The sequence below is a fragment of the Clostridium sp. MB05 genome (assembly GCF_046581255.1).
GTDB lineage: Bacteria > Bacillota > Clostridia > Clostridiales > Clostridiaceae > Clostridium.
In genome coordinates, this window is sequence record NZ_CP174370.1 from 592501 (window position 1) to 617251 (window position 24751).

At 29.3% G+C, this 24751-nt stretch carries 28 protein-coding genes, 2 tRNA genes and 2 rRNA genes (1 of these 32 cut by a window edge); 25 read left to right on the forward strand and 7 right to left on the reverse strand.

What is annotated here, in order from left to right; translation table 11 throughout:
- The 4 genes from ACH36K_RS02905 to ACH36K_RS02920 all read left to right on the forward strand — a co-directional run.
- Nucleotides 1–634: ribosomal RNA gene (locus ACH36K_RS02905) — 23S ribosomal RNA — on the forward strand; it begins 2273 nt to the left of the window's first position.
- A 55-nt stretch (nt 635–689) separates the two neighbouring features.
- Nucleotides 690–806, forward strand: a 5S ribosomal RNA gene (rrf, locus tag ACH36K_RS02910).
- Between the two features lie 7 nt (nt 807–813).
- A tRNA-Phe gene (locus ACH36K_RS02915) sits at nt 814–889 on the forward strand.
- A gap of 5 nt (nt 890–894) precedes the next feature.
- Nucleotides 895–969: transfer RNA gene (locus tag ACH36K_RS02920), tRNA-Cys, on the forward strand.
- Between the two features lie 34 nt (nt 970–1003).
- Here the strand turns inward: ACH36K_RS02920 and ACH36K_RS02925 are convergent.
- Both ACH36K_RS02925 and ACH36K_RS02930 read right to left on the reverse strand, forming a co-directional pair.
- Complete coding sequence (locus tag ACH36K_RS02925; RefSeq protein ID WP_322381985.1) at nt 1004–1924, reverse strand: LD-carboxypeptidase; 921 nt, start codon at nt 1922–1924, stop codon at nt 1004–1006.
- 82 nt (nt 1925–2006) lie between these two features.
- Nucleotides 2007–2954: a magnesium transporter CorA family protein gene (locus ACH36K_RS02930; protein WP_411169492.1), complete on the reverse strand. Its 948-nt coding sequence runs from the start codon at nt 2952–2954 to the stop codon at nt 2007–2009.
- A gap of 285 nt (nt 2955–3239) precedes the next feature.
- Between ACH36K_RS02930 and ACH36K_RS02935 the strand changes: the two genes are divergently transcribed.
- Nucleotides 3240–3758 (forward strand): hypothetical protein, encoded by a 519-nt coding sequence (locus ACH36K_RS02935; protein WP_411169493.1) that lies wholly within the window; start codon nt 3240–3242, stop codon nt 3756–3758.
- A gap of 20 nt (nt 3759–3778) precedes the next feature.
- Here ACH36K_RS02935 and ACH36K_RS02940 read toward each other — a convergent pair whose 3' ends face one another.
- Nucleotides 3779–4930 carry a M20 family peptidase gene (locus ACH36K_RS02940; protein ID WP_411169494.1) on the reverse strand — a complete coding sequence of 384 codons (1152 nt, stop codon included), beginning with the start codon at nt 4928–4930 and terminating at the stop codon, nt 3779–3781.
- 145 nt (nt 4931–5075) lie between these two features.
- Between ACH36K_RS02940 and ACH36K_RS02945 the strand changes: the two genes are divergently transcribed.
- From ACH36K_RS02945 to ACH36K_RS02975, 7 genes are all read left to right on the forward strand, one after another.
- Complete coding sequence (locus tag ACH36K_RS02945; protein WP_411169495.1) at nt 5076–5285, forward strand: sigma factor G inhibitor Gin; 210 nt, start codon at nt 5076–5078, stop codon at nt 5283–5285.
- A gap of 15 nt (nt 5286–5300) precedes the next feature.
- Nucleotides 5301–5930, forward strand: a complete 630-nt coding sequence (gene tmk / locus ACH36K_RS02950) for a dTMP kinase (protein WP_322458713.1) — start codon at nt 5301–5303, stop codon at nt 5928–5930.
- Nucleotides 5931–6022: 92 nt separating this feature from the next.
- Nucleotides 6023–6352 (forward strand): cyclic-di-AMP receptor, encoded by a 330-nt coding sequence (locus ACH36K_RS02955; RefSeq protein ID WP_322413024.1) that lies wholly within the window; start codon nt 6023–6025, stop codon nt 6350–6352.
- 17 nt (nt 6353–6369) lie between these two features.
- On the forward strand, nt 6370–7305 hold the full coding sequence (locus ACH36K_RS02960) for a DNA polymerase III subunit delta' (protein ID WP_411169496.1): 936 nt from the start codon (nt 6370–6372) through the stop codon (nt 7303–7305).
- Between the two features lie 2 nt (nt 7306–7307).
- Nucleotides 7308–8213 (forward strand): stage 0 sporulation family protein, encoded by a 906-nt coding sequence (locus ACH36K_RS02965; RefSeq protein WP_411169497.1) that lies wholly within the window; start codon nt 7308–7310, stop codon nt 8211–8213.
- Nucleotides 8214–8227: 14 nt separating this feature from the next.
- Entirely contained in the window at nt 8228–8431 is a 204-nt protein-coding gene (locus ACH36K_RS02970) for a heavy-metal-associated domain-containing protein (RefSeq protein WP_322458837.1), read from the forward strand.
- A gap of 106 nt (nt 8432–8537) precedes the next feature.
- A complete protein-coding gene (locus ACH36K_RS02975; RefSeq protein ID WP_322458838.1) occupies nt 8538–8708 on the forward strand; it encodes a DUF362 domain-containing protein in 171 nt (56 codons plus the stop codon).
- Between the two features lie 39 nt (nt 8709–8747).
- Here ACH36K_RS02975 and ACH36K_RS02980 read toward each other — a convergent pair whose 3' ends face one another.
- On the reverse strand, nt 8748–9383 hold the full coding sequence (locus ACH36K_RS02980) for an MBL fold metallo-hydrolase (RefSeq protein ID WP_411169498.1): 636 nt from the start codon (nt 9381–9383) through the stop codon (nt 8748–8750).
- A 158-nt stretch (nt 9384–9541) separates the two neighbouring features.
- Here ACH36K_RS02980 and ACH36K_RS02985 point away from each other — a divergent pair, with 158 nt between their 5' ends.
- From ACH36K_RS02985 to ACH36K_RS03010, 6 genes are all read left to right on the forward strand, one after another.
- Complete coding sequence (locus ACH36K_RS02985; RefSeq protein ID WP_411169499.1) at nt 9542–9997, forward strand: CtsR family transcriptional regulator; 456 nt, start codon at nt 9542–9544, stop codon at nt 9995–9997.
- Nucleotides 9998–10063: 66 nt separating this feature from the next.
- Entirely contained in the window at nt 10064–12502 is a 2439-nt protein-coding gene (locus tag ACH36K_RS02990) for an ATP-dependent Clp protease ATP-binding subunit (protein WP_411169500.1), read from the forward strand.
- Nucleotides 12503–12524: 22 nt separating this feature from the next.
- Complete coding sequence (locus tag ACH36K_RS02995) at nt 12525–12650, forward strand: hypothetical protein (protein WP_322379428.1); 126 nt, start codon at nt 12525–12527, stop codon at nt 12648–12650.
- Nucleotides 12651–12710: 60 nt separating this feature from the next.
- Nucleotides 12711–13646, forward strand: a complete 936-nt coding sequence (gene trxB / locus ACH36K_RS03000; protein WP_411169501.1) for a thioredoxin-disulfide reductase — start codon at nt 12711–12713, stop codon at nt 13644–13646.
- 26 nt (nt 13647–13672) lie between these two features.
- Nucleotides 13673–13900 (forward strand): glutaredoxin family protein, encoded by a 228-nt coding sequence (locus ACH36K_RS03005; RefSeq protein ID WP_322412497.1) that lies wholly within the window; start codon nt 13673–13675, stop codon nt 13898–13900.
- A gap of 8 nt (nt 13901–13908) precedes the next feature.
- Nucleotides 13909–15369 carry an NADP-dependent glyceraldehyde-3-phosphate dehydrogenase gene (locus ACH36K_RS03010; RefSeq protein WP_411170648.1) on the forward strand — a complete coding sequence of 487 codons (1461 nt, stop codon included), beginning with the start codon at nt 13909–13911 and terminating at the stop codon, nt 15367–15369.
- An 80-nt stretch (nt 15370–15449) separates the two neighbouring features.
- Here the strand turns inward: ACH36K_RS03010 and ACH36K_RS03015 are convergent, their stop codons facing one another.
- Both ACH36K_RS03015 and ACH36K_RS03020 read right to left on the reverse strand, forming a co-directional pair.
- Nucleotides 15450–15677, reverse strand: a complete 228-nt coding sequence (locus ACH36K_RS03015; protein ID WP_411169502.1) for a glutaredoxin family protein — start codon at nt 15675–15677, stop codon at nt 15450–15452.
- Between the two features lie 150 nt (nt 15678–15827).
- Nucleotides 15828–15989 carry a hypothetical protein gene (locus ACH36K_RS03020; protein ID WP_411169503.1) on the reverse strand — a complete coding sequence of 54 codons (162 nt, stop codon included), beginning with the start codon at nt 15987–15989 and terminating at the stop codon, nt 15828–15830.
- A 132-nt stretch (nt 15990–16121) separates the two neighbouring features.
- Between ACH36K_RS03020 and ACH36K_RS03025 the strand changes: the two genes are divergently transcribed.
- The 4 genes from ACH36K_RS03025 to disA all read left to right on the forward strand — a co-directional run bounded on the left by ACH36K_RS03025 (nt 16122) and on the right by disA (nt 20185).
- Complete coding sequence (locus ACH36K_RS03025; protein WP_411169504.1) at nt 16122–16844, forward strand: GntR family transcriptional regulator; 723 nt, start codon at nt 16122–16124, stop codon at nt 16842–16844.
- On the forward strand, nt 16841–17566 hold the full coding sequence (nagB, locus tag ACH36K_RS03030) for a glucosamine-6-phosphate deaminase (RefSeq protein WP_411169505.1): 726 nt from the start codon (nt 16841–16843) through the stop codon (nt 17564–17566). The genes ACH36K_RS03025 and nagB overlap by 4 nt, the downstream gene beginning before the upstream one ends.
- 170 nt (nt 17567–17736) lie before the next feature.
- Complete coding sequence (gene radA / locus ACH36K_RS03035; RefSeq protein WP_411169506.1) at nt 17737–19104, forward strand: DNA repair protein RadA; 1368 nt, start codon at nt 17737–17739, stop codon at nt 19102–19104.
- Nucleotides 19105–19120: 16 nt separating this feature from the next.
- The gene (gene disA / locus ACH36K_RS03040; protein WP_411169507.1) at nt 19121–20185 is read left to right on the forward strand and encodes a DNA integrity scanning diadenylate cyclase DisA; all 1065 of its coding nucleotides are present in this window, start codon (nt 19121–19123) and stop codon (nt 20183–20185) included.
- A gap of 70 nt (nt 20186–20255) precedes the next feature.
- Here the strand turns inward: disA and ACH36K_RS03045 are convergent, their stop codons facing one another.
- Nucleotides 20256–20651 (reverse strand): DUF1573 domain-containing protein, encoded by a 396-nt coding sequence (locus ACH36K_RS03045; protein WP_411169508.1) that lies wholly within the window; start codon nt 20649–20651, stop codon nt 20256–20258.
- A 257-nt stretch (nt 20652–20908) separates the two neighbouring features.
- Here ACH36K_RS03045 and ACH36K_RS03050 point away from each other — a divergent pair, with 257 nt between their 5' ends.
- The 3 genes from ACH36K_RS03050 (at nt 20909) to ACH36K_RS03060 (ending at nt 24742) form a co-directional block, all read left to right on the forward strand.
- Nucleotides 20909–22000, forward strand: a complete 1092-nt coding sequence (locus tag ACH36K_RS03050; RefSeq protein ID WP_411169509.1) for a PIN/TRAM domain-containing protein — start codon at nt 20909–20911, stop codon at nt 21998–22000.
- A 15-nt stretch (nt 22001–22015) separates the two neighbouring features.
- Nucleotides 22016–22684 (forward strand): 2-C-methyl-D-erythritol 4-phosphate cytidylyltransferase, encoded by a 669-nt coding sequence (gene ispD, locus ACH36K_RS03055; protein ID WP_411169510.1) that lies wholly within the window; start codon nt 22016–22018, stop codon nt 22682–22684.
- A 345-nt stretch (nt 22685–23029) separates the two neighbouring features.
- A complete protein-coding gene (locus tag ACH36K_RS03060) occupies nt 23030–24742 on the forward strand; it encodes a proline--tRNA ligase (RefSeq protein WP_411169511.1) in 1713 nt (570 codons plus the stop codon).
- Nucleotides 24743–24751 lie beyond the last annotated feature (9 nt).

Genomic DNA, 24751 nt, shown 5'->3' on the forward strand with positions numbered 1-24751 from the left:
AAAAAGTAACGGAGGCGCCCAAAGGTTCCCTCAGAACGGTCGGAAATCGTTCGAAGAGTGCAAAGGCAGAAGGGAGCCTGACTGCGACACCCACAAGTGGAGCAGGGACGAAAGTCGGGCTTAGTGATCCGGTGGTACCTCGTGGGAGGGCCATCGCTCAACGGATAAAAGCTACCTCGGGGATAACAGGCTGATCTCCCCCAAGAGTCCACATCGACGGGGAGGTTTGGCACCTCGATGTCGGCTCGTCGCATCCTGGGGCTGTAGTAGGTCCCAAGGGTTGGGCTGTTCGCCCATTAAAGCGGCACGCGAGCTGGGTTCAGAACGTCGTGAGACAGTTCGGTCCCTATCCGTCGCGGGCGTAGGAAATTTGAGAGGAGCTGTCCTTAGTACGAGAGGACCGGGATGGACTGACCTATGGTGCACCAGTTGTTCTGCCAAGAGCATGGCTGGGTAGCTAAGTCGGGAAGGGATAAACGCTGAAAGCATCTAAGCGTGAAGCCCCCCTCAAGATGAGATTTCCCATAGCATAAGCTAGTAAGACCCCTTGAAGAACACAAGGTTGATAGGTCAGAGGTGTAAGTGTGGTAACATATTTAGCTGACTGATACTAATAGGTCGAGGGCTTGACCAATAATTAAAAGATTTTGGCAATAATTCATGTGCAATTTTCAGAGAACACTCTGATATCTGGTGATGATGGCGTAGAGGAAACACTCCTTTCCATTCCGAACAGGAAAGTTAAGCTCTACAGCGTCGATGGTACTGCATGGGAAACTGTGTGGGAGAGTAGAACGTCGCCAGGTTATATATGGCTCGATAGCTCAGTCGGTAGAGCAGAGGACTGAAAATCCTCGTGTCCCTGGTTCGATTCCTGGTCGAGCCACCAGGTATGGCGCTATAGCCAAGTGGTAAGGCAGAGGTCTGCAAAACCTTTATTCCCCGGTTCAAATCCGGGTGGCGCCTCCAAAAAAATCCTACAAGTTTTACTTGTAGGATTTTTTTATTTGAAAAACAATTTTTTTTGCATAAGTAAATTACTGCTAGATAAAAATTCAAATTTTGCACCTATTGGTATTGTTATATTAGGATAATCATGCCCAAGGGGGAAGCTTTCAATAATTGGTATATTTAATGGCACTAATTTTTGTTTAATAATATCGTTTATAGAGAAATCGCTATCTTTATTAGTACAATCTGTAAAATGTCCTAATATTATTCCACAAACCTTTTGAAGTTTTCCACAAGAGATAAGTTGAGATAACATTCTATCTACAGAATAAGGACTTTCATCAACATCTTCAATAAAAAGAATATTACCTTTGAAATCTATCTCATAAGGTGTTCCAATAGTTGAGCAAATTATTGATAAATTACCTCCTACTAAATTACCTTCAAAATTTTTTTCATTCCATACAAAATAATTATCAGAACAAATCTCTTTTAGATTATAGATAATTTTAGGGTCTTTATTTGTAAGTACTTTTATAAAATACTCTTTTGTTATAATGTCATTAAAATTTGAAGTTATCATTGGGCTATGAAATGTAGTTAATTTGCAAGCTTTTGCAAGATAGTTTAATAGTAATGTTATATCACTATATCCACAAAAGGGTTTAGGATTATTTTTTATAAGATTTAAATCTAAATATGGAGCCATTCGTATGGAACCATATCCACCTCTAAGACAAACTATTGCGTCTATATCTTTATCTGCAAACATTAAGTTTAAATCTTCTGCACGATCTTTATCGTTACCGGCTAAATATCCATAAGAGCTATATAAATGTTTTCCCTTTTTTATTCTAAAGCCTAGTTTTTGAAAGTTGCTTATTTTTTCATCTATAAACTCTTTGTCTTCGGGGGATGCTGGAGCTATAATTCCTATTGTAGATGAAATATTTAATGGTTTTAATTTTGACAATAAAAAACACCTGCTTAAAATTATTTATATACTTAATATACTATAAAAAAATAAAGCTAGTGACTTAAAGCTAGCTTTATTTTTAAGAAAACATATCTTTTCTATATAATATGTAAGCAGTTCCAAAAGTTAATACTAAGGTTATAATCATTGTTATTTCAAAACCATAAGTATTATTTATAAGTGGCATTTTTATAAAGTTCATTCCAAATATTCCACCTATAACGGTTGGGATAGCCATTAGTATTGTAACAGAGGCTAAAACTTTCATAACTATATTTAAGTTATTTGAAATAACAGAAGCGAAAAAGTCCATGGTACTTGCAAGTATGTTACTGTATATCTCTGTCATTTCTATAGCTTGTTTATTTTCAATAATAACATCCTCTAATACATCTTGATCTTCCTCATATTTTTGCATTATATCTAATTTCAGCATTTTTTCTAAGGTAATTTCATTTGCTTTAAGTGATGTAGAAAAGTAAACTAGAGATTTTTCTAGAGAGTGTAGTTGAATAAGCTCTCTATTTTTCATTGATTTATGTAGCCTTTTCTCTATCATTAAGCTTTTCTTATCAATTTGTCTTAAGTAAATTAAATATGCAGTTGATATTTTACTTAATATTTGCAATATAAATCTAGATTTTTTAAAAGAATAAAATGATTTCACTCTACCATTTACGAAATCTGTCAAAATACGACTGTTCTTTAAGCACACAGTGATAATTTGTTTCTCTGTATGAATTATAGCTAGTGGATATGTATCATATGTAAGAGAATTATCTTCCATTTCAGTAAAAGGTATATCCACAACTACTAGTAAACAATCATCTTCTATATCTATACGAGAAGTTTCTTCATCGTCTAATGGAGCTTTTAAAAATGATAATGGAACTCCAGTCTTTTTTGAAATTAGAATTAATTCTTCATCAGAAGGAGCTACAATGTTAATCCAACAACCAGGTTCTAAATTATCTAGAACTTTTAATGAAGGATTTTGTTCACTAATACTTTTATAAATTTGTATCATAAAGGACCTCCTTAAGTAGATTACAAAACTAATTATACTATTAATATATGTTTTTGTAACATAATAAGTAAATTTTTATTTTAAATATTTGATAATATAGATAATTGAAGATATTCATAGTAAAAGTGCATATGAATTAAATAATTCAACACAAATTAAAATAATGATAAAAATATAATCATTAATTAATAAATTTTAATGTGGATAAAAACTTAAATAATTAGTATAATCTCAGTATTGCTTTAATGAATAGAAGTAATGTCGTAACGGGGGATTAATAAAGAAATGATGCATAGAGAAATTATTGCTAAAAAAAGAGTGCCAGCAATTGTAGTTGTTTTATTTACAGTTACAGCTATGTTATATTTAGCTGAGGCTATAGAGAGATCAAAATATAATAGACATATCATTGGTCATATCGTTAATATTGCTTTAGTATTAATAACTATAATTTTAATTATTAAAGAAATTAAAAGCTGCTCAGTATCATATAAGTATGCTATTATAGCAGACAAGCTAATAATAAATTTAATAAGGAATAAGGAAGAAAAAAATCTAGAGAGCATAAAGATGTCTGATATATTGTACATAGGTGAAAAGTCATTAATGCCTAAAGAGTATCAATTTTTAAGAAGATCTAAAAGGTATTTATGTAATAGAATTTTTTCAAAATCATACTATTGTGTTTATAAAAGTGGTAATAATATAGAAAGAATAAAATTTCAACCAAGTGATAAATTTATTAGTAGGATAATAAAACATGGTGAATTAAAATGTAGATTAATTAGAAGAGAAATAATATAAAAAATAGGCTGGGATACAGCCTATTTTTTATAGAATTCATTTTTTACTTCTGAAAGAAGATTTTCATTAAGTATAATATCATATCCAGTAAATGACAATGACAAGGCTGCTTTCATAGCTTCTTCAAAAGCATAATCAGATATTGTAGCATTGCAAAATTCTTTTGTTCCATATTTTATATTATCATTATTAACTATAGATATATATGGATGAATACAAGGAACTCTTTTACTAACGATACCTAAACTTAATCCTGAATAAATATCTCTAGGACCAGAGATATTTATTATTCCACTTTCTTTTAAATTATGACTAAATAACCTATTTAATGTTCTATTAGTTATTAGCTCTTCATTTTCAGGTTCATATAATGAAATAGAATATTGCAATCTTATAAGTTTTGAAACATAAATTGCAATTTCTCTTAATTTATTTTCTGCTATTTTGGCTAAATCCATTTCTTTGCTTCTTATATAAAATTTAGCTTCAGATTCTATAGGTAACAATAAAGGAGTAAAGCCTCCATTAGACAAGATAGAGTTTACTTCTACATCTTCAGGAAAACCCCTTAGTAGTGAATTTAATATATTAAAAGTTAAAAGAATTCCGTCTAAAGATGTATAGGCTCCTTTATTCAAAAAGCTTAATCCATCATGGCCTATAAATTTTATACTTAATGGTACTACTGCAGAAGAACTTCCACTTTCTGATGTTATTATATCTGGGTGTGCAAGCAAAACTACATCTATATCGTCAAAGACGCCTTGTTTAACCATTACTGATTTTGTTCCGCCAAGATACTCACCAGGACAGCCTATTAATACAACAGAGCCTCCTATTTTATCTATTATATTACTTAATGAAATAGCTGCTGCAACTGATGTTGATGTTAATAAATTATGGCCAGTTAAATGGCCTTCATTTGGAACAGCATCATATTCGCATAAAAAGCATATTTTAGGGTGTCCATTACCCTTTGAGGCATAGAATGATGTTTTTATTTCTAAAAATTCTTTTTTTACATCAAAACCATAATTAGTTAGTAGTTTACAAATATAATTGTAACTATTGTACTCATTATAGCTATCTTCTGGATTATTATATAAATAATCATTTAACTTTTTTATATCATCTTTACATTTTGATAAATAAGAAATCATTTCTTGTTTCATAATATCTTCCTCCCAAATTATCTTATTCTTAATTTTCCCTTAAACTTAAATAATTATTTATTAAATGGAACTTTTTAAATAAGTATAAAAATACAATTATTAGGTGAGAATTATAATAAAATTATTATAAGAAGGATGGGATTACATGGATCTATTAATAAAGGGAATAGATATAAATGAAAATAAGTGTATTATTTGTAGAAAAGAAATATATAGTGATATAATTATAGAAAAGAGCTTATTATGCCAATGTTGTCATAGAAAGATATCTACAATAACTGTAGATGATTTTGAATATGACTATTATAAAGATAAGGTTAAAGAAGGGCTTTGTAGTAAATATAATTTTAAATAGTATGAGGTATAACAGATGAACAGAGGAAAATTTATAGTATTTGAAGGTGGAGAAGGATCTGGTAAAAGCACAATTTTGGACATGGTGTATGACTATTTAATTCAAAATAATGTAGAATGTATTAAAACAAGAGAGCCGGGCGGAATAAAGATATCTGAAGATATAAGAAAAATAATATTAGATACTAAAAATACGGAAATGGATAGTAAAACAGAAGCTTTATTATATACTGCAGCAAGAAGGCAACACTTAGTAGAAAAAGTCATAGTAGAAATTGAAAAAGGAAAAATAGTTCTTTGCGATAGATTTATATATTCTTCTCTAGCATATCAAGGTTATGCTAGAAATATAGGTATAGAAGATATATATCAAATAAATAAGTTCGCAATAGGAGAATATATGCCAGATTTAAATATACTATTTGATGTATCTCCAGAAGTTGGGTTGGGAAGAATAACTAAAAATGAAGATAGAGAAGTTAATAGATTAGATTTAGAAAAAATGGATTTTCATTATAGAGTTAGAGAAGGATATAATAATCTATATGAAGCTAATAAAGATAAGTTTGTAAAGGTAGATGCGGAAAAATCTATAGAGGAAGTTTTTAGCTCTGTAAAAGATATAATTATTAATTTCATTGAATAAAATTAATAATATAGGACAAATTTTTACTCAATTAGAACTCTTTTATGATAGAATATTATTAGAGGAGTATAATTTTATTGGGAGGGGTTAATATGAAATTAGTAATAGCTATGGTACAAGACGATGATGCATTAGATTTAGTAGATGCAATTACAGAAGCTGGGTTTAGAGTTACTAAGTTAGCGTCAACTGGGGGCTTTTTAAAAGCAGGAAACACAACCTTAATCATAGGAGTTGAAAAAGATAAAGTTCAAAGTGTTATAGATGTTGTAGAAGAAGTTTGTAAAACGAGAAAACAAATCATAACAACACCAACACCTATTACAGGAAATGTTGATATGTACATGTCATACCCTATAGAAATTGAAGTTGGGGGAGCCACTATATTTGTTATAGATGTAGATCAATTCATTAAGATATAATTATATTGGAGGGTGTAATGGGGCAATTTGTCGGACATAAAAACATAATTAATAGTTTTAAAAAAAGAATAGAATCAGGAGAAATTTCCCATGCACATATAATAGTTGGAGAAGATGGTATTGGAAAGAGTAAATTAGCTAGAACATTAGCTATAAATATTTTAGGTGGAAATGAAGATAGAAATTATGTTGATATTATAAATTATAGGTGTAAAAAGGCTTCTTTTGGGGTAGATGATATAAGAGAAATGGTTGATGAGATAAATAAAAAACCATTTGAAGGCGATAAAAAGATAATTATAATTTATAATGGAAATAAGTTAACGGTTCAAGCTCAAAATGCTCTTTTAAAAACTATAGAGGAACCACCAAAGGGTGTTTTTATTATTTTATTATGCGAAAGTTTAGAATTGATATTAGATACTGTAAAATCAAGGTGTCAAATATATAAGCTTACTCCATTAAAAAAAGATGAAGTGAGACTTTATATAGAGGGCATGGAACTTGAAAACTATAGTAATGATGAAATAAATGCTGCTGTTGCATATAGTGAAGGAATTCCTGGCAAAGCAGAAGATTTTTTAAAAAATTCCTCATTAAAAGATTTAAGAAATATGTTAATTGATTTATTATATGTATTAGTGAAGGGAAATATAAAAAATCTATTAGATTTCGAAGATAAAATATTATTATATAAGGACAAAAAAGAAGAGATATTAAACATTTTAGCCTCCTTTATAAGAGATATCATTATCTATAAAGAAGTAAGTAATATTAATGGAGTAATAAATGGGGATAAAATAGAAAATATAAAGGAATTAGCTATTGAAATGTCTTATAAGAAACTCAATAAGATTATTGATAAAATTGGAGAGGCTAGAGAAGCTTTTTTAAGCAATTCAAATTTCTCATTAACTATTAGAGTTATGCTTATAGGATTTATGGAGGTTTAATAATGATAAAAGTTGTAGGTGTAAGATTTAAGAAAGCCGGTAAAATATACTATTTTGATCCAAGTGAACTTGATGTAAAAAAAGGTAATTTTGTTGTTGTAGAAACAGCAAGAGGTATAGAGTTTGGAGAATGTGTAATAGGAATTAAAGAAATACCAGAAACTGATATAGTAGCACCATTAAAAAGTGTTATAAGAGTTGCTGAAAAAGAAGATATAGATAAACATAAAGAAAATAAGGTAAAGGAAAAAGATGCTTTAGAAATTTGTTTAAAGAAAATAGAAGAACATAGATTAAATATGAAATTAATCGATGTAGAGTATACTTTTGATAATAATAAAGTTATATTCTATTTTACAGCAGATGGTAGAGTAGATTTTAGAGAGCTAGTTAAAGATTTAGCTACTATATTTAAAACTAGAATAGAATTAAGACAAATTGGTGTTAGAGATGAAGCTAAGATGTTAGGAGGATTAGGACCTTGTGGAAGACCACTTTGTTGTTCTACATTCTTAGGAGACTTTGCATCTGTTTCTATAAAGATGGCAAAGGAACAAAACTTATCATTAAACCCAACTAAGATATCAGGAATATGCGGAAGGCTTATGTGCTGTTTAAACTATGAGCAAAGTACGTATGAAGATATAAGAAAGAGACTACCTAAGGCTGGATCAATTGTCAGCTTAGGAGAAGCTAAGGGTGAGGTAGTAAGTAATAATACAGTTAAGGAAAGCGTAAAGGTTAAGTATAGAAGAGGTGATGAAGAGGTAGTAGAAGAGTTCAAAATAGATGATATTGAACTTATTGAAGGTAGTTATGAGGATTCTATAGATGAGTCAGACATAAAATTAGAGATTGAGTTACCAGAGGACAAAAATTTAATTAAAGATCTTATTAAAGATAATTAAAAGGGGGAAGTTAAATGAAATCCTTATTAAAGGTTTCTAATATTAATACAAATGAGGATATAATTAACGTAAGAGAGGCTATAGCACAAAATGCAGGTGTAATTGCTTGTGAGGTAAGTTTATCTAAAAAAGAAGTAAATATTGTATATGATGATAAAAGTGTAACTATAGATAAAATAATAAGCTCAATTGAAGAGATAGGATATAGCATAATATAAAGTCTAGTACTAATATTAGATAAATTCTTCTTAAGGCTTTTAAATTTTAAGTCCTTATGATAAAATAGATTGTGAAATAAATTCATAATACTAGGAGGTGCTTTTTATGGCATTTAAAATTGAAGATTCATGTGTAAACTGTGGTGCTTGCGCTGCAGAATGTCCAGTTGATGCTATAAGTCAAGGAGATACTCAATTCGTTATCGATGAGGATACTTGCATAGATTGTGGAAACTGTGCAAATGTTTGTCCAGTAGGAGCTCCAGTTCAAGCATAATTTACATAAAGAACCGCTAAATTAGCGGTTCTTTATTTTTTAGTTAGACAACAATATAACGGAGCATTTATCCTTAAATGACATATCATCAGAATATATTGTATTAGATTTATAAGATAAAATATTTTTTAAAGAGGATAAAAATTTATATGGACCATCCAAATAAAAATACTCAGATGAAGTTTTAAAACACATTGGAATTATGTACTTTGGTTTTAAAGTTAAAGCCAATTTAGCAGCAGAATATCCATCTAAACAAAAGTGGCCACCTATTGGAATAAATAAAAAATCTACTTCAGATAATTTATTTATTAATTCGTCGTCTAATTTATGTCCTAAAGAACCTAAGTGACAAATTTTAAAATTATCAATATTTAAATAATAAATTATGTTCTCACCACGTTTAAATCCATTCATATTATCTTTAAATGTTTTAAATCCTTCTAAGTTTATAAAACTATTAGAAAATGAACAGGAAGAATTTATTACTGTACAGTTCTTATCAATATACTTATTAATAATTTCATTATTATGAGTATGACTAAATGTAATTATATCTGGTTTTAAATCATATTTTTCTATATAGGGATATATTTGCATTGGATCTAAAAGAATTCTTTTACCGAGAGAGTTCTTTATTAAAAAGCTAGTATTGCCTATCCACTTAATTTCCATATTCCATCACCTCTAATATATAGTTTAAGTAAAATATGCGATATAATTCTCTTTTTTGATTTAATATATAAAATCATAAAATGGACATATTAAAATTTATAATATATAATAAAAGTCAAAGAAGGTCAATTTGAAAAATGGTTTAAGAAGGTGAAAATATGGCAAGAATTTCAGATACAATAGAGAATTTTATAAAAGATATGATAAGTGAAGAAAATAAAAGACAAGTCTTAATTCAAAGAAATGAATTAGCAGATAAATTTTCATGTGCACCATCACAAATTAATTATGTATTAACCACAAGATTTACTTACGAAAAGGGTTATATTATAGAAAGTAAAAGAGGTGGTGGAGGTTGCATAGTAATAAAGAAAGTAACATACGATAATAAAGATGAAAGATTAGCTTTAATTAATAATTCCATCGGTGAAACAATAACATATGGAAATGCCCTTTCTATATTAGAACATTTAAAAGATACTAATAATATTACAGAAAAAGAATATGAAATAATAAAAATATCTTTAAATGATAGAACTTTATCATCTAGTGAATACAAAAACAAATTAAGGGCTGACATACTTAAGGGAATTATAACAGTTATATTATCGTAATATAAACTTAAAAACCAAAATTTATCTGATAGTTGTTAATATTAGCAATAGGGTATGGAGGTATATATGATTTTTGGGAAATTTACAGAGAGGGCACAATTAGTATTAGTAGAGGCTCAAAAAGAGTCACAATATTTCAAACATGGATATATAGGAACTGAGCATGTTCTTTTAGGGGTTTTAAGAGAAGGTGGATATGCAAAACAACTACTGTACAGCAATGGGGTTACAGTTGAGAAAGTAAGAAAAGTTATAGAAGACTATCTAGGTTTTGGAGATATAGATATATCTGTAGGAGAAATGCTACTAAATCCAAAAACAAAAAGGTTATTTGATGATAGTCTAATTAAAGCTAGGATATATGATCATAACTGTATAAACCCAGAACATATTTTACTAGCATTAATAGATGATACTGAAGGTGTAGCATATACTATATTTACAAATTTAAAACTAAATTTAAATCTAATAAAAAATGAAATAAGTAACTACTTATATGAAAAAAGGTTAGATAATATAAAAAATGATGATAAAGATAAGAAAAAAAATATAAAAACTCCTCTACTAAATCAATATGGTAGAAATCTTACTACTATGGCTAAGGAAGGTAATTTAGATCCGGTTATAGGTAGAGAAGATGAAAACAAAAGAATATTAGAAATATTGTGTAGAAGAGTTAAAAATAATCCTTGTCTAATAGGTGAGCCGGGAGTAGGTAAAACAGCTGTTATAGAGGGGTTAGCTCAAAGAATAATAAGTGGTAATGTTCCAGAAATACTAAAAGACAAAATATTAATTTCTCTTGATTTGACTTCAATGATAGCAGGAGCAAAATATAGAGGAGAATTTGAAGACCGATTAAAAAGAGTAATGGATGAGATAAGAAACTCACAGAATATAATAATATTTATTGATGAAATTCATACTATCGTTGGTGCTGGAGGTGCGGAAGGTGCCATAGATGCGTCTAACATTTTAAAACCTGCTTTAGCAAGAGGTGAAATAAAATGTATAGGTGCAACAACAATAGATGAATATAGAAAATATATAGAAAAAGATTCAGCTTTAGAACGAAGATTTCAACCGGTTAATATAGAAGAACCATCAAAGGAAGAGACTTTAGAGATATTAAAGGGCCTTAGAGAAAGATATGAATCACATCATAGGGTGCAGATAGAAGATGAAGCTTTAGAGGCGGCAGTAGAATTATCAGATAGATATATAACAGATAGATTTATGCCAGATAAAGCAATAGATTTAATTGATGAAGCTTCTGCAAAAGTTAGAATAGAAAACCTAACTTCACCACCTGATGTTAAGGAAACACAAATAAAAATAGAAGAAGTTGCAAGAGAAAAGGAAGAATCAATAAAAAATCAGGATTTTGAAAAGGCAGCTTATTTAAGAGATAAAGAGAGAGAATTAAAAGACAAAGTAGATAACTTGAGAATTAACTGGAATAGTAATGAGAATGTTAAGTATATAGTTGACAGGGAAAAGATAGCAAAGGTAGTATCTGTTTGGTCTAAAATTCCATTAGAAAAACTTACAGAGCAAGAATCAGAAAAGCTACTAAGGTTAGAAGAGGCATTACATGAGAGAGTAATAGGACAAAAGGAAGCGGTAATGGCTGTTGCTAAAGCTGTAAGAAGAGCAAGGGTAGGATTAAAGGATCCTAACAGGCCAATAGGAACATTTATATTTTGTGGACCTACAGGAGTTGGAAAAACTGAATTGTCTAATGCATTGGCAGAAACAATGTTTGGAGACAAAAAAAATTTAATTAGAATAGATATGTCTGAATATATGGAGAAGCATTCAGTTTCAAGATTAATTGGAGCTCCACCAGGATATATAGGACATGATGATGGTGGTCAATTAACAGAGGCTGTTAGAAGAAATCCTTATTCAGTAATTTTACTAGATGAAATTGAAAAAGCTCATCAAGATGTATTTAATATATTACTACAAATAATGGAGGATGGAAGATTAACGGACAGTAAAGGAAAAGTAGTAAATTTCAAAAATACTATTGTAATAATGACATCTAATATAGGAGCTCATGATATTAAAAAGCAAAGTATAGTTGGATTTTCTACTTCGGCTACTTTAGAAGATAATGAATATGAGAAAATGAAAAAAAATATAATGGAAGAAATAAAAAGACAATTTAAACCAGAATTTATAAATAGAATTGATGATATTATAGTTTTCCATCAATTAAAAAATAGTGATATATTAAAAATAGTAAATTTAATGCTAAATAACACAATAGATAAATTAAAAGAAAGAAAAATAACAATAAATTTAAATAAAGAAAGTAAAGAGTTCTTAGTAAATAAAGGTGTAGATATAAATTATGGTGCTAGGCCTTTGAGAAGAATAATAACAAAAGAATTAGAAGATAAATTGAGTGAAGAAATGCTAAAAGGATGCATAAAGGGTGGAGACAATTTAGAAGTATATTGTAATGGAGAGGAACTTTATTTTAAGCATATATCATAGTATAGATGAGGGGATTTTTAAAATGGAAGATCTTCTCTTCTTTTTATTTTTATTAATAATTTCTATAGAAAAAGCAATAATATTAAGAGAAATAAAGTTTAAAATAGTAATTAATAAAAATTATTATTTAAAAATAGTTGCATTTTAGGTTAGAGAAGCATATAATTAAATTAAAGAATATACCCCTGGGGGGTAGAAGGAGCGAGCTATGAGTAAGGAAATTAAACATAAAGAGTTAATTATAATAGGTGGTGGTCCAGCGGGTCTAACTGCTGCTATATACGCAACAAGAGCTAAGTTAGATATGCTTTTATTGGAAGATCAAATATTAGGGGGACAGGTTAGGAATAGTTATACAATAGAAAATTACCCTGGATTCAAAAAGGTTTCTGGTACTGAACTAGCTGATTTAATGCAACAACAAGCAGAAGAACTTGGAGCTGAAATTGATGAATTTGATATGGTTGAAAAAGTTGATTTCAGTAGAGAAGAAAAAATAATTGAAACAAATAGTTATATATATAAAACCAAAACAGTAATAATAGCAACTGGGGCTACTCCGAAGAAGTTACCTATTCCGAATGAAGGAGAGTTCTCAGGAAAAGGAGTTCACTACTGTGCGGTATGTGATGGAGCAATGTACGAAGGAAAAATAGTCGGAGTTGTAGGTGGAGGAAACTCTGCTTTAGAAGAAGCTCTGTTTTTAACTAAATTTGCTACTAAAGTAGTTATGATAAGAAGACATGATTACTTTAATGGTGAAAAAGCAACAATTGAAGAAGTTATGAATCATCCTAAGATAGAAGTTTTATTTAATGAAGATTTAGTTAATGTTGATGGAAATGATTTTGTAGAAAAAGCTATAATAAAAAATTCTAAAGATGGCTCTGAAAAAGAAATTCCTATGGATGCGGTATTTGGATTCATAGGAACAGAACCTAAAACAGATCATTTTAAAGATTATATAAATTTAACTCATAATGGATATATTAAGACTGATGAAGGAATGAGAACTAATGTTGAAGGAATATATGCAGCTGGAGATGTTAGAGAAAAGGAATATAGACAAATAACAACTGCTGTTGCAGATGGAACTATAGCAGCATTACAAGCAGAAAAATATGTTGTAGAAAAGAAAAAATAATTAAGAAAGATTAAAGGAGAGATATTATGATAAAAATATATTCAACATCATGGTGCCCATCATGTATAAAAGCTAAAAGATTTTTTGAAATGAAAGGATGGGAATATAGCGAAATTAATGTAGCAGATAAGCATGAAGATAGAGAAGAAGTATTTAAAGTTTCAGGTCAAAGAACTGTACCTGTAATTAATATAGATGGTGAAATAATAGTTGGTTTTGATAAGAATAAGATAGAACTAGCTAAGAAGAAGTAGGTGATATGATGTTTAGTTGTATAAAAGGTAAGGAAAGAACATTTAGAAATTTAGTAAATGGTGAGTGGACTACTAGCCAAAATGAAAAGTTCATAGAGATATATTCACCAATAGGAAATTGCTTAGTTGGAAAGGTTCCAGAAATGACTACTGAAGAAGTTGATTTTGCTATTAAAAGTGCAAAAGAGGCGCAAAAGAATTGGAGAAATATCCCTGTAAGTAAAAGATCAGAAATACTTTATAAAGCGGCTGATATACTAGTAGAAAGAGTAGCAGAATTATCAGATATAATGATGAGAGAAACTGGAAAAGATAGGAAAAGTGCTGAGTCAGAAATATTAAGATCTGCAGATTATATAAAATTTACAGCTGATACAGCAAAGAACTTATCTGGAGAAAGTATTCCAGGAGATAGCTTCCCTGGTTTCAAAAGAAATAAAATATCTTTAGTAACAAGAGAACCGCTAGGAGTAGTTTTAGCTATATCTCCATTTAACTATCCTATAAATTTAGCAGCATCAAAAATAGCACCAGCTTTAGTTGCAGGAAATTCAGTAGTTTTAAAACCAGCAACTCAAGGTAGCTTATGTGGATTATATCTAGCTAAAGTATTTGAGCAAGCTGGAGTACCAGCAGGAGTTTTAAATACTGTTACAGGAAGAGGGAGCGAAATAGGTGACTATATTGTTACACATCCTGGAATAGATTTTATAAACTTTACAGGTAGTACAGAAATAGGTACTAGAATATCAAGAATAACAACAATGGTTCCATTACTTATGGAGCTTGGTGGAAAAGATGCAGCTATAGTATTAAAGGATGCTGATTTAGATCTTGCAGCATCTAATATAGTTTCAGGAGCATATTCTTATTCAGGACAAAGATGTACAGCAGTGAAAAGAATACTAGTTGTAAATGAAGTTGCAGATAAACTAGTTGAAAAAGTTAAAGAAAGAGTTGAAAAGCTAAAAATAGGAAACCCATTAGAAGAAGATGTTGATATAGTTCCGCTAATTGATAGTAAATCAGCAGATTTTGTTTGGGAACTTATAGATGATGCTAGGGAAAAGGGTGCTCATTTACTTGTTGGGGGAAAGAGAGAAGAAAATATGATTTATCCAACTCTTTTTGATAATGTAACAACAGATATGAGATTAGCTTGGGAAGAACCATTTGGACCAGTTTTACCTATAATAAGAGTTAAAGATAAGGATGAAGCTATTGAAATTGCTAATAAGTCAGAATATGGATTACAATCATCTGTATTTACAGAGAATATAAACGAAGCATTTTATGTGGCAGATAGATTAGAGGTTGGTACAGTACAAGTAAACAATAAGACTGAAAGAGGACCAGACCATTTCCCATTCCTAGGAGTTAAGGCTTCTGGAATTGGTACTCAAGGAATTAGATATTCAATAGAGTCTATGTCTAGACCAAAAGCAACAGTAATTAATTTAGTAAGATAAATTAAAATAGAGAAGTGAAATTTCACTTCTCTATTTTATTTAAAAGGAAGATAATAAAATATCTTCTTTTATGTTTAATATTAGATATTTAAAGCTGAATCTATAGCTTTTTTATCAAAGCCTACTATAATTGTTCCATTTATATCTAAAACAGGAACTCCCATTTGCTTTGATTTATTAATCATTTCATCTCTTGCAGTCATATCTTCTTGTACATTTAAATCTTCAAATTCAATATTAACTGATTTTAAATAATTTTTTGCTTTTACGCACCATGGACAAGAATTTGTACTATAAACTTTAACCATTAGTCAAACACTCCTTTGCTATTATCAATAGATAATTAATATTATTTAATATAAATTTTACACCATTTTGATGGTAAATACAATAACTAACATATATTTTATTAAAATAAAGAATATGGTATTATATCAATGGGAAAATATAAATTAAATCTACTTAATAATATTTTGATCTTCTAGGTTAGAATTTAGAACAATGTTATCTAAAGAGACATCTATATAGCTAGATGAGAACTCTTCTGATAAATTTTTCTTAGTAGTATCCCGAACTATGTTCCTAGATTGAACATTAGAAAAATAAGTTTTATTAATCATAGAATCAACTCCTTGATATTTATAAACTTATTTTTTGCAAAAAAATTATTTTTATAACAGTTTAAATAAATTATACAACTGGTCTAGACATCTATAACTATATTTTGTATAATATTAATAGGAGGCTTAATAATGATAGATAAAAGTAGTCCGATTCCGGTTTATTATCAATTAAAGAATGATTTAATATCAAAAATATCTGAAGGTGTATGGAAACCTGGAGAATGTATAGCAAGTGAAAGAGAGTTATGTGAAATTTATGGTGTAAGTAGAATGACCATAAGACAAGCGATTGGAGAATTAGTTCAAGAAGGTGTTCTTTTAAGAATTAAAGGTAAAGGAACTTTTGTATGTGAACAAACATTTAAACAACAAGATATGATGAGTTTTACTGAAATAATAAAGCAAATAGGTAAAGATTTAAGATCTGAAGTTGTTGAATTTTGCAAAATAAATACTCCAGAGCATTTATCGGATATATTCTCTTTAGATGAACTATATAAAATAAAAAGAAAGCGTATAGTTGATGATGAGTGCGTTGCTTTAGAAACAGTATTTATACCTGTAGATTATTGTGGATACATGGATGAGGAAATGCTTAATGGGTCATTATTTAAAATACTAGAAGGCTTTGGATACATAGTTGATTATTCTAAGTCATCAATAGCGTCTGTAATAATGAATGATGAGTTAAAGAATACATTTGAGGTAGATGAACAAGTACCTATGTTAAAGATTGTAAGCAAAACTTATGATCATAATAACAAAATGATTTTTTTAGAAGAAGCGATTTATAGATCAGATAAATTTATATTGCAAGTTAATATATCTAGGAGAGAGGGAAAAATACGATGAAAGTGATAATAACTAAAAATTACGAAGAATTAAGTAAAAGAGCTGCTGATGAAATGGCAGAGATAATAAAGATCAATCCTAAGGCTGTATTAGGTTTAGCAACTGGTGGATCTCCAATAGGAATGTATAATGAATTAATAAGAATGAATAAAGAAGGAAAAATAGATTTTTCTAAAATCACCACTGTTAACTTAGATGAGTATATAGGATTATCAGGTGAACATTCTCAAAGTTACAGATATTTCATGAATGAGAATTTATTTAATCATATTAACATAGATAAAACTAAAACTTATGTTCCAAATGGATTAGCGGAAAATATAGAAGAGGAATGCAAAAGATATGATACTAAAATAGCAGAATTAGGTGGAACTGATATTCAATTATTAGGAATAGGTAACAATGGACATATAGCGTTTAATGAGCCAGATGAAGTATTAATATCTGGAACTCACTTAACAGGATTAACAGAAGATACAATAAAAGCTAATGCTAGATTCTTTAATTCAATAGATGAGGTTCCTACAAAAGCTTTAACAATGGGACTTGGTGGAATAATGAAATCAAGAAAGATAATAGTTATAGCAAGTGGAGAAGGAAAAGCAGAAGCTGTAAAAGAAATGGTAAGTGGAAAAATAAGCACTAATATGCCAGCATCAATGTTACAAATGCACAGAGATGTCGTAGTTATAATTGATGAAGCAGCAGCAAAATTATTATAAAATTAAATTTTAAAATAATAAGAATACAAAAGAATTGTAATACTATAAATTACAATTCTTTTTTTTATAAAAATTGTTTTTTATAATATTGTTATGATATATTAATTATAGTAATTTTAATAAATATTATTTATTATACAAAAATAAACAAGATCGGTAGGTAATATGCTATGGCTAAGATTAAATCCATGTTTGTTTGTCAAGAATGCGGATATGAATCTCCTAAATGGTTAGGGAAATGTCCAGATTGTAACAAATGGAATACCTTAGTAGAAGAAATAAAAGAAACTCAAAAAGAAATTAAAAGCAAAGTAAATAATATAAGAGTTTTAGATAATATGCCAAAGAGTATAGGACAAATTAAATCTGGAGAAAAACAACGATATAATACTGGCTTAAAAGAGTTAAATAGGGTTTTGGGTGGAGGCTTAGTAAGAGGGTCATTAACATTAATATCAGGAGATCCTGGAATAGGTAAGTCAACATTGTTACTACAAACAGCAAATTCAATATCAAGGACATATGGAAAAGTATTATATGTTTCTGGTGAAGAATCTGAAGAACAAATTAAAATAAGAGGAGATAGATTAGGAGCTAATGCAGAGCAACTATATATATTATCAGAAACTAATCTTGACTTAATAGAAGCATACATAAATGAGTTAAAGCCTGTTTTCGTAATAATAGATTCAATACAAACTGTTTATAAAGAGTCTGTTACATCAGCTCCAGGAAGTGTGTCTCAGGTAAAGGAATGCTCTAATGCTATAATGAGAATAGGCAAAAACCAAAATATACCATTGTTTATAGTTGCTCATGTAACTAAACAAGGAGAACTTGCTGGGCCAAGAGTACTAGAGCATATGGTAGATACGGTATTATATTTTGAAGGAGAACGTACAGAAGAGTTTAGAGTTCTTAGAACTATGAAAAATCGTTTTGGAACAACTAGCGAAATAGGTGTATTTGAAATGGCTGAAGAAGGATTAAAGGAAATATATGATCCTTCGAGAATATTCTTAGAAGATACTAACTTTAATCAAGAGGGATCAGCTGTTATAGGCATAATGGAAGGAACTAGACCAATTCTTGTTGAAATGCAAGCTCTAGTTAGTGAAACAAATATGCATATGGCTAGTAGAACCGCTGTTGGAATAGATAATCAAAGGTTAAGACTTATATTAGCAGTTTTAGAGAAAAAACTAAGAGTGCCATTTTATAAGTATGATGTATATGTAAATGTAGTTGGTGGTCTTAGTTTAGATGGAACAACAGGAGACTTAGGGCTTGCGTTAGCACTTTTATCAAGTGTAAAAAATACTGGATTTAAATTAGAAAGAATGGTCATAGTTGGAGAGGTTGGTCTTACTGGTGAGATAAGACCCGTTTCATCTTGCGATAGGCTAATTAAAGAAGCTGAGAAGATGGGCTTTAAGAATGCTATTATTCCAGAAAGAAATAAGGATAAAGTTAATAGTAATTCTATTAATATAATAGGAGTAAGCAATTTAAGAGAGGCTATTAGTAAGATATTCTAACAGAATAGGTGAGTGTATGAGAATAAAAGATGATGAAGAAATAAAAAATATTTTAAAACTTATGAGTCCAGGAACAGCATTAAGAGAAGGTTTAGAAAACATATTAAGAGCTAAGACTGGTGGCTTAGTAGTTATTGGTGATGGTGAAGACTCAATGAAGCTTGTTGATGGTGGATTTAATATTAATTCGGAATATTCACCAGCATATGTTTATGAATTAGCTAAGATGGATGGAGCTATAGTTTTAAGTGGGGATTTAAAAAGAATTATTTGTGCTAATGCTCAACTTGTACCAGATCATACACTTACTACATATGAAACTGGTACTAGGCATAGAACAGCTAATAGAGTAGCAAAGCAAACAGGCAATATAGTTGTTGCAATTTCTCAAAGAAGAAATATAATTACTGTTTATAAAGGCGATTTAAAATATGTATTACAAGAAAGCAGTGTTATATTAGCAAGAGCTAATCAAGCAATACAGACGTTGGAAAAATATGTAAATGTATTAGAAAGAGTAATAAATAATCTGAATCTATTAGAGTTTCAGGATTTAACTACCATTTTTGATGTTGTAACAGCAATACAAAGAACCGAAATGGTAATGAGGGTTGTAGAAGAAATACAACGATATATAGTTGAACTTGGGAATGAAGGAAGACTTATTTCAATGCAACTTAGCGAGTTAATAAAGTTTATAGAGAGAGATGGAATTTTATTAATAAGAGATTACTGTAAAGAAGGAATGGACTTTAATGAAATATATAATGAAATTCAGAGAATGAGTTCTGAAGAATTAGTTGACTTAGATTTAATAGCTAAAATATTGGGGTACTCAGGGATGTCTTTAGTTGACTCTTTAATTTCACCAAAGGGATTTAGAATATTATTTAAAGTTCCAAGGATACCAGTTTCTGTAATTGAGAATTTGATAAAACATTTTAAAGAGCTTAAATATGTAATAGAGGCTGATACTGATGATTTAGATAAAGTTGATGGAATAGGTGAAGCTAGAGCAAAAGCAATAAGAAATGGATTAAGAAGAATAAAAGAACAAATATACTTAAAAAACGAAATTTAACAAAATTATGTATAAATTTAATGGAAATAGCCGATAATAGAAAAGCAGGTTAAAAAAACCTGCTTTGAGTTTATCTAAGTGTAAATTTACCTAGAATATTCATTTTATCCTCTTCTTTTAATAAGATATCATACAAGTTTAACTCTAAACAATTACATAAAGAAGTAAGATAAAAAAGATTATTTCCAATTTCACTTTCAATAATTTCAAGACAATTATTACAAAGTTTTCCTTCAATATGATTACTTAATGTATAGCTAAAATCATCTTCATTATTTTCGGAAGGAATATCTTGTTTTTGAGCAGAAATTTTAATACAACCACAATTAGTTACAGCTTTAGCTATGGCTCTGTTAACTCTAGCACTCGATTCACTATATTTAGTTATTATATCTAAAATACTTTTATGTCTTAGTAATGATTCGTTAACATCGTTTTGAAAATTATCAAAAATTATGTCCTTCATATGCTTCAACTCCTTAGAAAATTTATGGCTGTTTATAAAATATAGTTATTCTTATAAAATTTAAAATGATTTAGTGAATCAACTTTAATATAATGATATCTAATAAATATCTTATTTTATAGGGGGTATTTTAAATTAATAAGATTTTAATAATTATTCATTTTAGATAATACCTTTATATGGTATAATAATATAAACTTCTTAAGAAGGCACAAATGATATTAAAAATAAAACAAAAATAATAGGGAGGTGACATTATGTTAAAAAAGATTATAAGAGTTATATTTACTATAATAGGCTTCATAAGCGGATATATTATTAGTGGGTTAATACAAACTATTACTTTTTTAAGTAACGTATCTTTTTTATCTAAACCAATTGGAATTATATCATTACGTATTTTTTTAACTATATTATTTGGACTTATACTATACTTTGTTTCACCACGTATTTATGACTCTATCGTTAAAATTATAGAGTATATTGAAAAAAACATTCAAAGACTTACAGCGGCAGAACTTCTTTATGGTGGCTTAGGAGCTTTAATATCTTTAATATTAACGTCTCTTGTAGGACTACCATTAAATAGTATAAGCCTTTATGGGTTAGGACCAATACTGTTTGTATTATTAAATCTAATATTTGCAATAATATTTGCAAGTATATTTATTGAGAAGAAAGATGATATATCAAATCTTCTTGTAAATTTAAGAAAAAATAATATTAAAGAAAAAAAGTCAAAAGGAGCAGCCAAAGTTAATCCTAAGGTGTTAGATACATCTGTAATAATTGATGGTAGAATATTTGATATATGTCAAACAGGATTTGTTGAAGGTCCTTTAGTTATACCAAATTTTGTACTAGACGAACTTAGGCATATTTCAGATTCAGCAGATTCTCTTAAGAGAAATAGGGGAAGAAGAGGACTTGATATATTAAATAAGATACAAAAGGAACTAGAAATAGAGACACAAATTTGGGAGGGAGATTTTCCAGAAATACAAGAGGTTGATAGTAAGCTATTAAAACTTGCTCAAACTCTTAAGGGAAAAGTTGTAACCAATGATTTTAATTTAAATAAAGTTGCAGAATTTCAGGGTGTACCTGTTCTTAATATTAATGAATTAGCAAATGCAATAAAACCAGTTGTACTTCCAGGAGAAGAAATGAAGGTTATCGTTGTTAAAGATGGTAAGGAAGCAACACAAGGAATTGGGTACTTAGATGATGGGACAATGATCGTTGTAGAAGGTGGAAGAAAGTTCATGGGAGAACAAATAATTGTTCTAGTAACATCAGTATTACAAACAGCAGCAGGAAGAATGATATTTGCAAAACCAAAAGAATAGTTAGTAGGTGTTAATATGATAAGTGCTATAATTTTAGCTGGTGGAAAAGGCAAAAGAATGAGTTCTAAAATTAGTAAGCAATATATAGAGTTGAAAGGCAAGCCTATTTTATATTATACCTTAACTAAATTTATTAACTGTAAAGAAGTAGATAATATAATTTTAGTTTTACCAAAGGATGAAATAGAGTTTTGCAAAAGGGAGATATTGGAAATATACTCCTTAAAGGTTGACATGATAGTTGAGGGTGGAAAAGAGAGACAAGATTCAGTGTTTAATGCTTTAATGGAGATTAATGATTCTGAAATTATATTGATTCATGATGGTGCAAGACCATTTACATCTGAAAAAATAATTAAAGATGGAATAAAATATGCAAAGCTTTATGGAGCAGCAGCACCAGGAGTCACGCCAAAGGACACAATAAAAGTTGTAGACGAAAATGGATTTTCTAAACATACTCCAGATAGGAAAGATTTATTTGCAATTCAAACTCCGCAAGTTTTTAAGCTGGAAGTTATAAAGGAGTGCCATAAGAAAATCAAAGAAGAAAATATAAGTGTTACAGATGATACTATGGTAGTAGAGCACTACAACAATAAAGTATATTTGTATAATGGAGATTATACTAATATAAAAGTCACTACTCCTGAAGATTTGATACTTGCAGAAAAGCTATTATAATACAGAACTTGCTATATTGACATAAGTTTTAGTAGAATATATAATTAATTAAGCTAAAATTTAATAGACTTAAAACAGTGAAGAAGAATAGTAAAATCCGCCAATCAGAGAGAAAATTCATAGGCTGTAAGATTTTCAACAGGATTTGAACCAGCTTTGGAGTTGTAGGCAAAAACTATCGGTTTAATACCGTTATCATTTTAGAGAACAAATTTAGGTGGTACCGCGATATAAGTTCGCCCTAATTAATTAGGGTGGGCTTTTTTTATTATTTTAAAATAAATAATATTCAATATGAATTAGAAAATAAATATAAATTAATAACAATAATAGGAGGAAGCAGAAATGAAAATGTCCAATATGTTAATATCAACATTAAGAGAGGTTCCAGCAGAAGCTGAGATAGATAGTCATAAGTTAATGCTAAGAGCTGGAATGATAAGAAAGATGGCGTCAGGTATTTATAATTACATGCCTTTAGGATTAAAGGTTTTAAAAAATGTGGAAGATATAATAAGAGAGGAAATGAATAGTGCAGGAGCACAAGAATTTTTAGCTTCAGCAGTATTACCAGCAGAACTTTGGCAAGAGTCTGGAAGATGGGATGTTTATGGAGAGGAAATGTTCAGACTTAAAGATAGAAATAACAGAGATTTCTGTCTTGGACCAACTCATGAAGAAGTATTTACTGACATTGCAAGAAATGAGATTAAATCATACAAACAATTACCAGTAAATCTTTATCAAATACAAACTAAGTATAGAGATGAAAGAAGACCAAGATTTGGAGTTATGAGATCAAGGGAATTCATAATGAAGGATGCATATAGCTTTGACAAGAATCAAGAAGGATTAGATTTATCATATAATAAAATGCACGAAGCATATATAAAAATATTTAATAGATGTGGAATAGATGCAAAATGCGTTGAAGCTGATTCAGGTGCGATTGGAGGTTCAAACTCAGCAGAATTTATGGTTAAATCAGAAGTAGGAGAAGACGATGTTGTATTCTGTACAGCTTGTGATTATGCTGCAAATATAGAAAAGGCTCCAGCAACAGTTGAAAGAGCTGAAGCAGAAGAATTAAAGGGATTAATAAAAACTGAGACTCCAAATGTAAAAACAATAGAAGAACTTGTTAAATTCTTTAATACAACAGAAAAGAAATTTGCAAAAACTCTAATATATAATGCTGATGGTAAAATAGTAGCAGTAATTGTTAGAGGAGATAGAGAAGTAAATGAAGTTAAAGTTTCAAATGCTTTAGGTGGAGCAGTAAATTTAAATATGGCTACTCCAGAAGAAGTCTTTAAGGCTACTAATGCACAAGTTGGATTTGCTGGTCCTATAAATATAAAAGTAGATACTTTATTAGTTGATGAAGAAATTGTTAATATGTACAATTTCATTGTAGGAGCTAATGAAACAGGATACCACATTGAAGGTGTAAATTACGGAAGAGATTTTGAAGGTGTAGTTGGAGATTACAGAAATATAACTGAAGGTGAAAATTGTCCGGTTTGTGGTGGTAAAGTAACTATATCAAGAGGAACAGAAGTTGGTCATATATTTAAATTAGGAACAAAATATTCAGAAGCTATGAATGCTAATTTTATAGATGAAAGTGGTAAGGAAAAACCATTTATGATGGGGTGTTATGGAATTGGTGTAACAAGAACAATGGCATCAATAATTGAACAACATAATGATGAGAATGGAATAGTATGGCCTTTATCTGTAGCACCGTACCATGTTAATATTATTCCAGTAAATATCAAAGATGAGGAACAAATGAAAGTTGCTAACAATATCTATGAAGAGTTAAAAGCCATAGGTTTTGATGCAATACTAGATGATAGAAACGAAAGGGCAGGAGTTAAATTTAAAGATTCAGATCTTATGGGAATACCAATGAGAATAACAGTTGGTAAGAAAATTGTTGATGGAGAAGTTGAATTTAAGTTAAGATCATCAGATATGGAAAATATAAAATTTGAAGAAGTTATAGATAGAGTAAGAGAAGAGTTTAAGAAAAATAAATTATCTGTGAGATAGGAGGTAATT

Coding starts and splice junctions, on each gene's coding strand:
- ACH36K_RS02980 (WP_411169498.1), bottom strand. CDS start 9,383: ATGGAAATTAAGTGGATAGGCAATACTAGCTTTTTAATAAAGAACTCT.
- tmk (WP_322458713.1), top strand. CDS start 5,301: ATGAACAGAGGAAAATTTATAGTATTTGAAGGTGGAGAAGGATCTGGT.
- nagB (WP_411169505.1), top strand. CDS start 16,841: ATGAAAGTGATAATAACTAAAAATTACGAAGAATTAAGTAAAAGAGCT.
- ACH36K_RS02945 (WP_411169495.1), top strand. CDS start 5,076: ATGGATCTATTAATAAAGGGAATAGATATAAATGAAAATAAGTGTATT.
- ispD (WP_411169510.1), top strand. CDS start 22,016: ATGATAAGTGCTATAATTTTAGCTGGTGGAAAAGGCAAAAGAATGAGT.
- ACH36K_RS03010 (WP_411170648.1), top strand. CDS start 13,909: ATGTTTAGTTGTATAAAAGGTAAGGAAAGAACATTTAGAAATTTAGTA.
- ACH36K_RS02990 (WP_411169500.1), top strand. CDS start 10,064: ATGATTTTTGGGAAATTTACAGAGAGGGCACAATTAGTATTAGTAGAG.
- ACH36K_RS03060 (WP_411169511.1), top strand. CDS start 23,030: ATGAAAATGTCCAATATGTTAATATCAACATTAAGAGAGGTTCCAGCA.
- radA (WP_411169506.1), top strand. CDS start 17,737: ATGGCTAAGATTAAATCCATGTTTGTTTGTCAAGAATGCGGATATGAA.
- ACH36K_RS02955 (WP_322413024.1), top strand. CDS start 6,023: ATGAAATTAGTAATAGCTATGGTACAAGACGATGATGCATTAGATTTA.
- ACH36K_RS02930 (WP_411169492.1), bottom strand. CDS start 2,954: ATGATACAAATTTATAAAAGTATTAGTGAACAAAATCCTTCATTAAAA.
- ACH36K_RS03025 (WP_411169504.1), top strand. CDS start 16,122: ATGATAGATAAAAGTAGTCCGATTCCGGTTTATTATCAATTAAAGAAT.
- ACH36K_RS03045 (WP_411169508.1), bottom strand. CDS start 20,651: ATGAAGGACATAATTTTTGATAATTTTCAAAACGATGTTAACGAATCA.
- ACH36K_RS03050 (WP_411169509.1), top strand. CDS start 20,909: ATGTTAAAAAAGATTATAAGAGTTATATTTACTATAATAGGCTTCATA.
- ACH36K_RS02995 (WP_322379428.1), top strand. CDS start 12,525: ATGGAAGATCTTCTCTTCTTTTTATTTTTATTAATAATTTCTATAGAA.
- ACH36K_RS02965 (WP_411169497.1), top strand. CDS start 7,308: ATGATAAAAGTTGTAGGTGTAAGATTTAAGAAAGCCGGTAAAATATAC.
- ACH36K_RS03005 (WP_322412497.1), top strand. CDS start 13,673: ATGATAAAAATATATTCAACATCATGGTGCCCATCATGTATAAAAGCT.
- ACH36K_RS02975 (WP_322458838.1), top strand. CDS start 8,538: ATGGCATTTAAAATTGAAGATTCATGTGTAAACTGTGGTGCTTGCGCT.
- ACH36K_RS03015 (WP_411169502.1), bottom strand. CDS start 15,677: ATGGTTAAAGTTTATAGTACAAATTCTTGTCCATGGTGCGTAAAAGCA.
- ACH36K_RS02935 (WP_411169493.1), top strand. CDS start 3,240: ATGATGCATAGAGAAATTATTGCTAAAAAAAGAGTGCCAGCAATTGTA.
- disA (WP_411169507.1), top strand. CDS start 19,121: ATGAGAATAAAAGATGATGAAGAAATAAAAAATATTTTAAAACTTATG.
- ACH36K_RS02960 (WP_411169496.1), top strand. CDS start 6,370: ATGGGGCAATTTGTCGGACATAAAAACATAATTAATAGTTTTAAAAAA.
- trxB (WP_411169501.1), top strand. CDS start 12,711: ATGAGTAAGGAAATTAAACATAAAGAGTTAATTATAATAGGTGGTGGT.
- ACH36K_RS02940 (WP_411169494.1), bottom strand. CDS start 4,930: ATGAAACAAGAAATGATTTCTTATTTATCAAAATGTAAAGATGATATA.
- ACH36K_RS03020 (WP_411169503.1), bottom strand. CDS start 15,989: ATGATTAATAAAACTTATTTTTCTAATGTTCAATCTAGGAACATAGTT.
- ACH36K_RS02985 (WP_411169499.1), top strand. CDS start 9,542: ATGGCAAGAATTTCAGATACAATAGAGAATTTTATAAAAGATATGATA.
- ACH36K_RS02970 (WP_322458837.1), top strand. CDS start 8,228: ATGAAATCCTTATTAAAGGTTTCTAATATTAATACAAATGAGGATATA.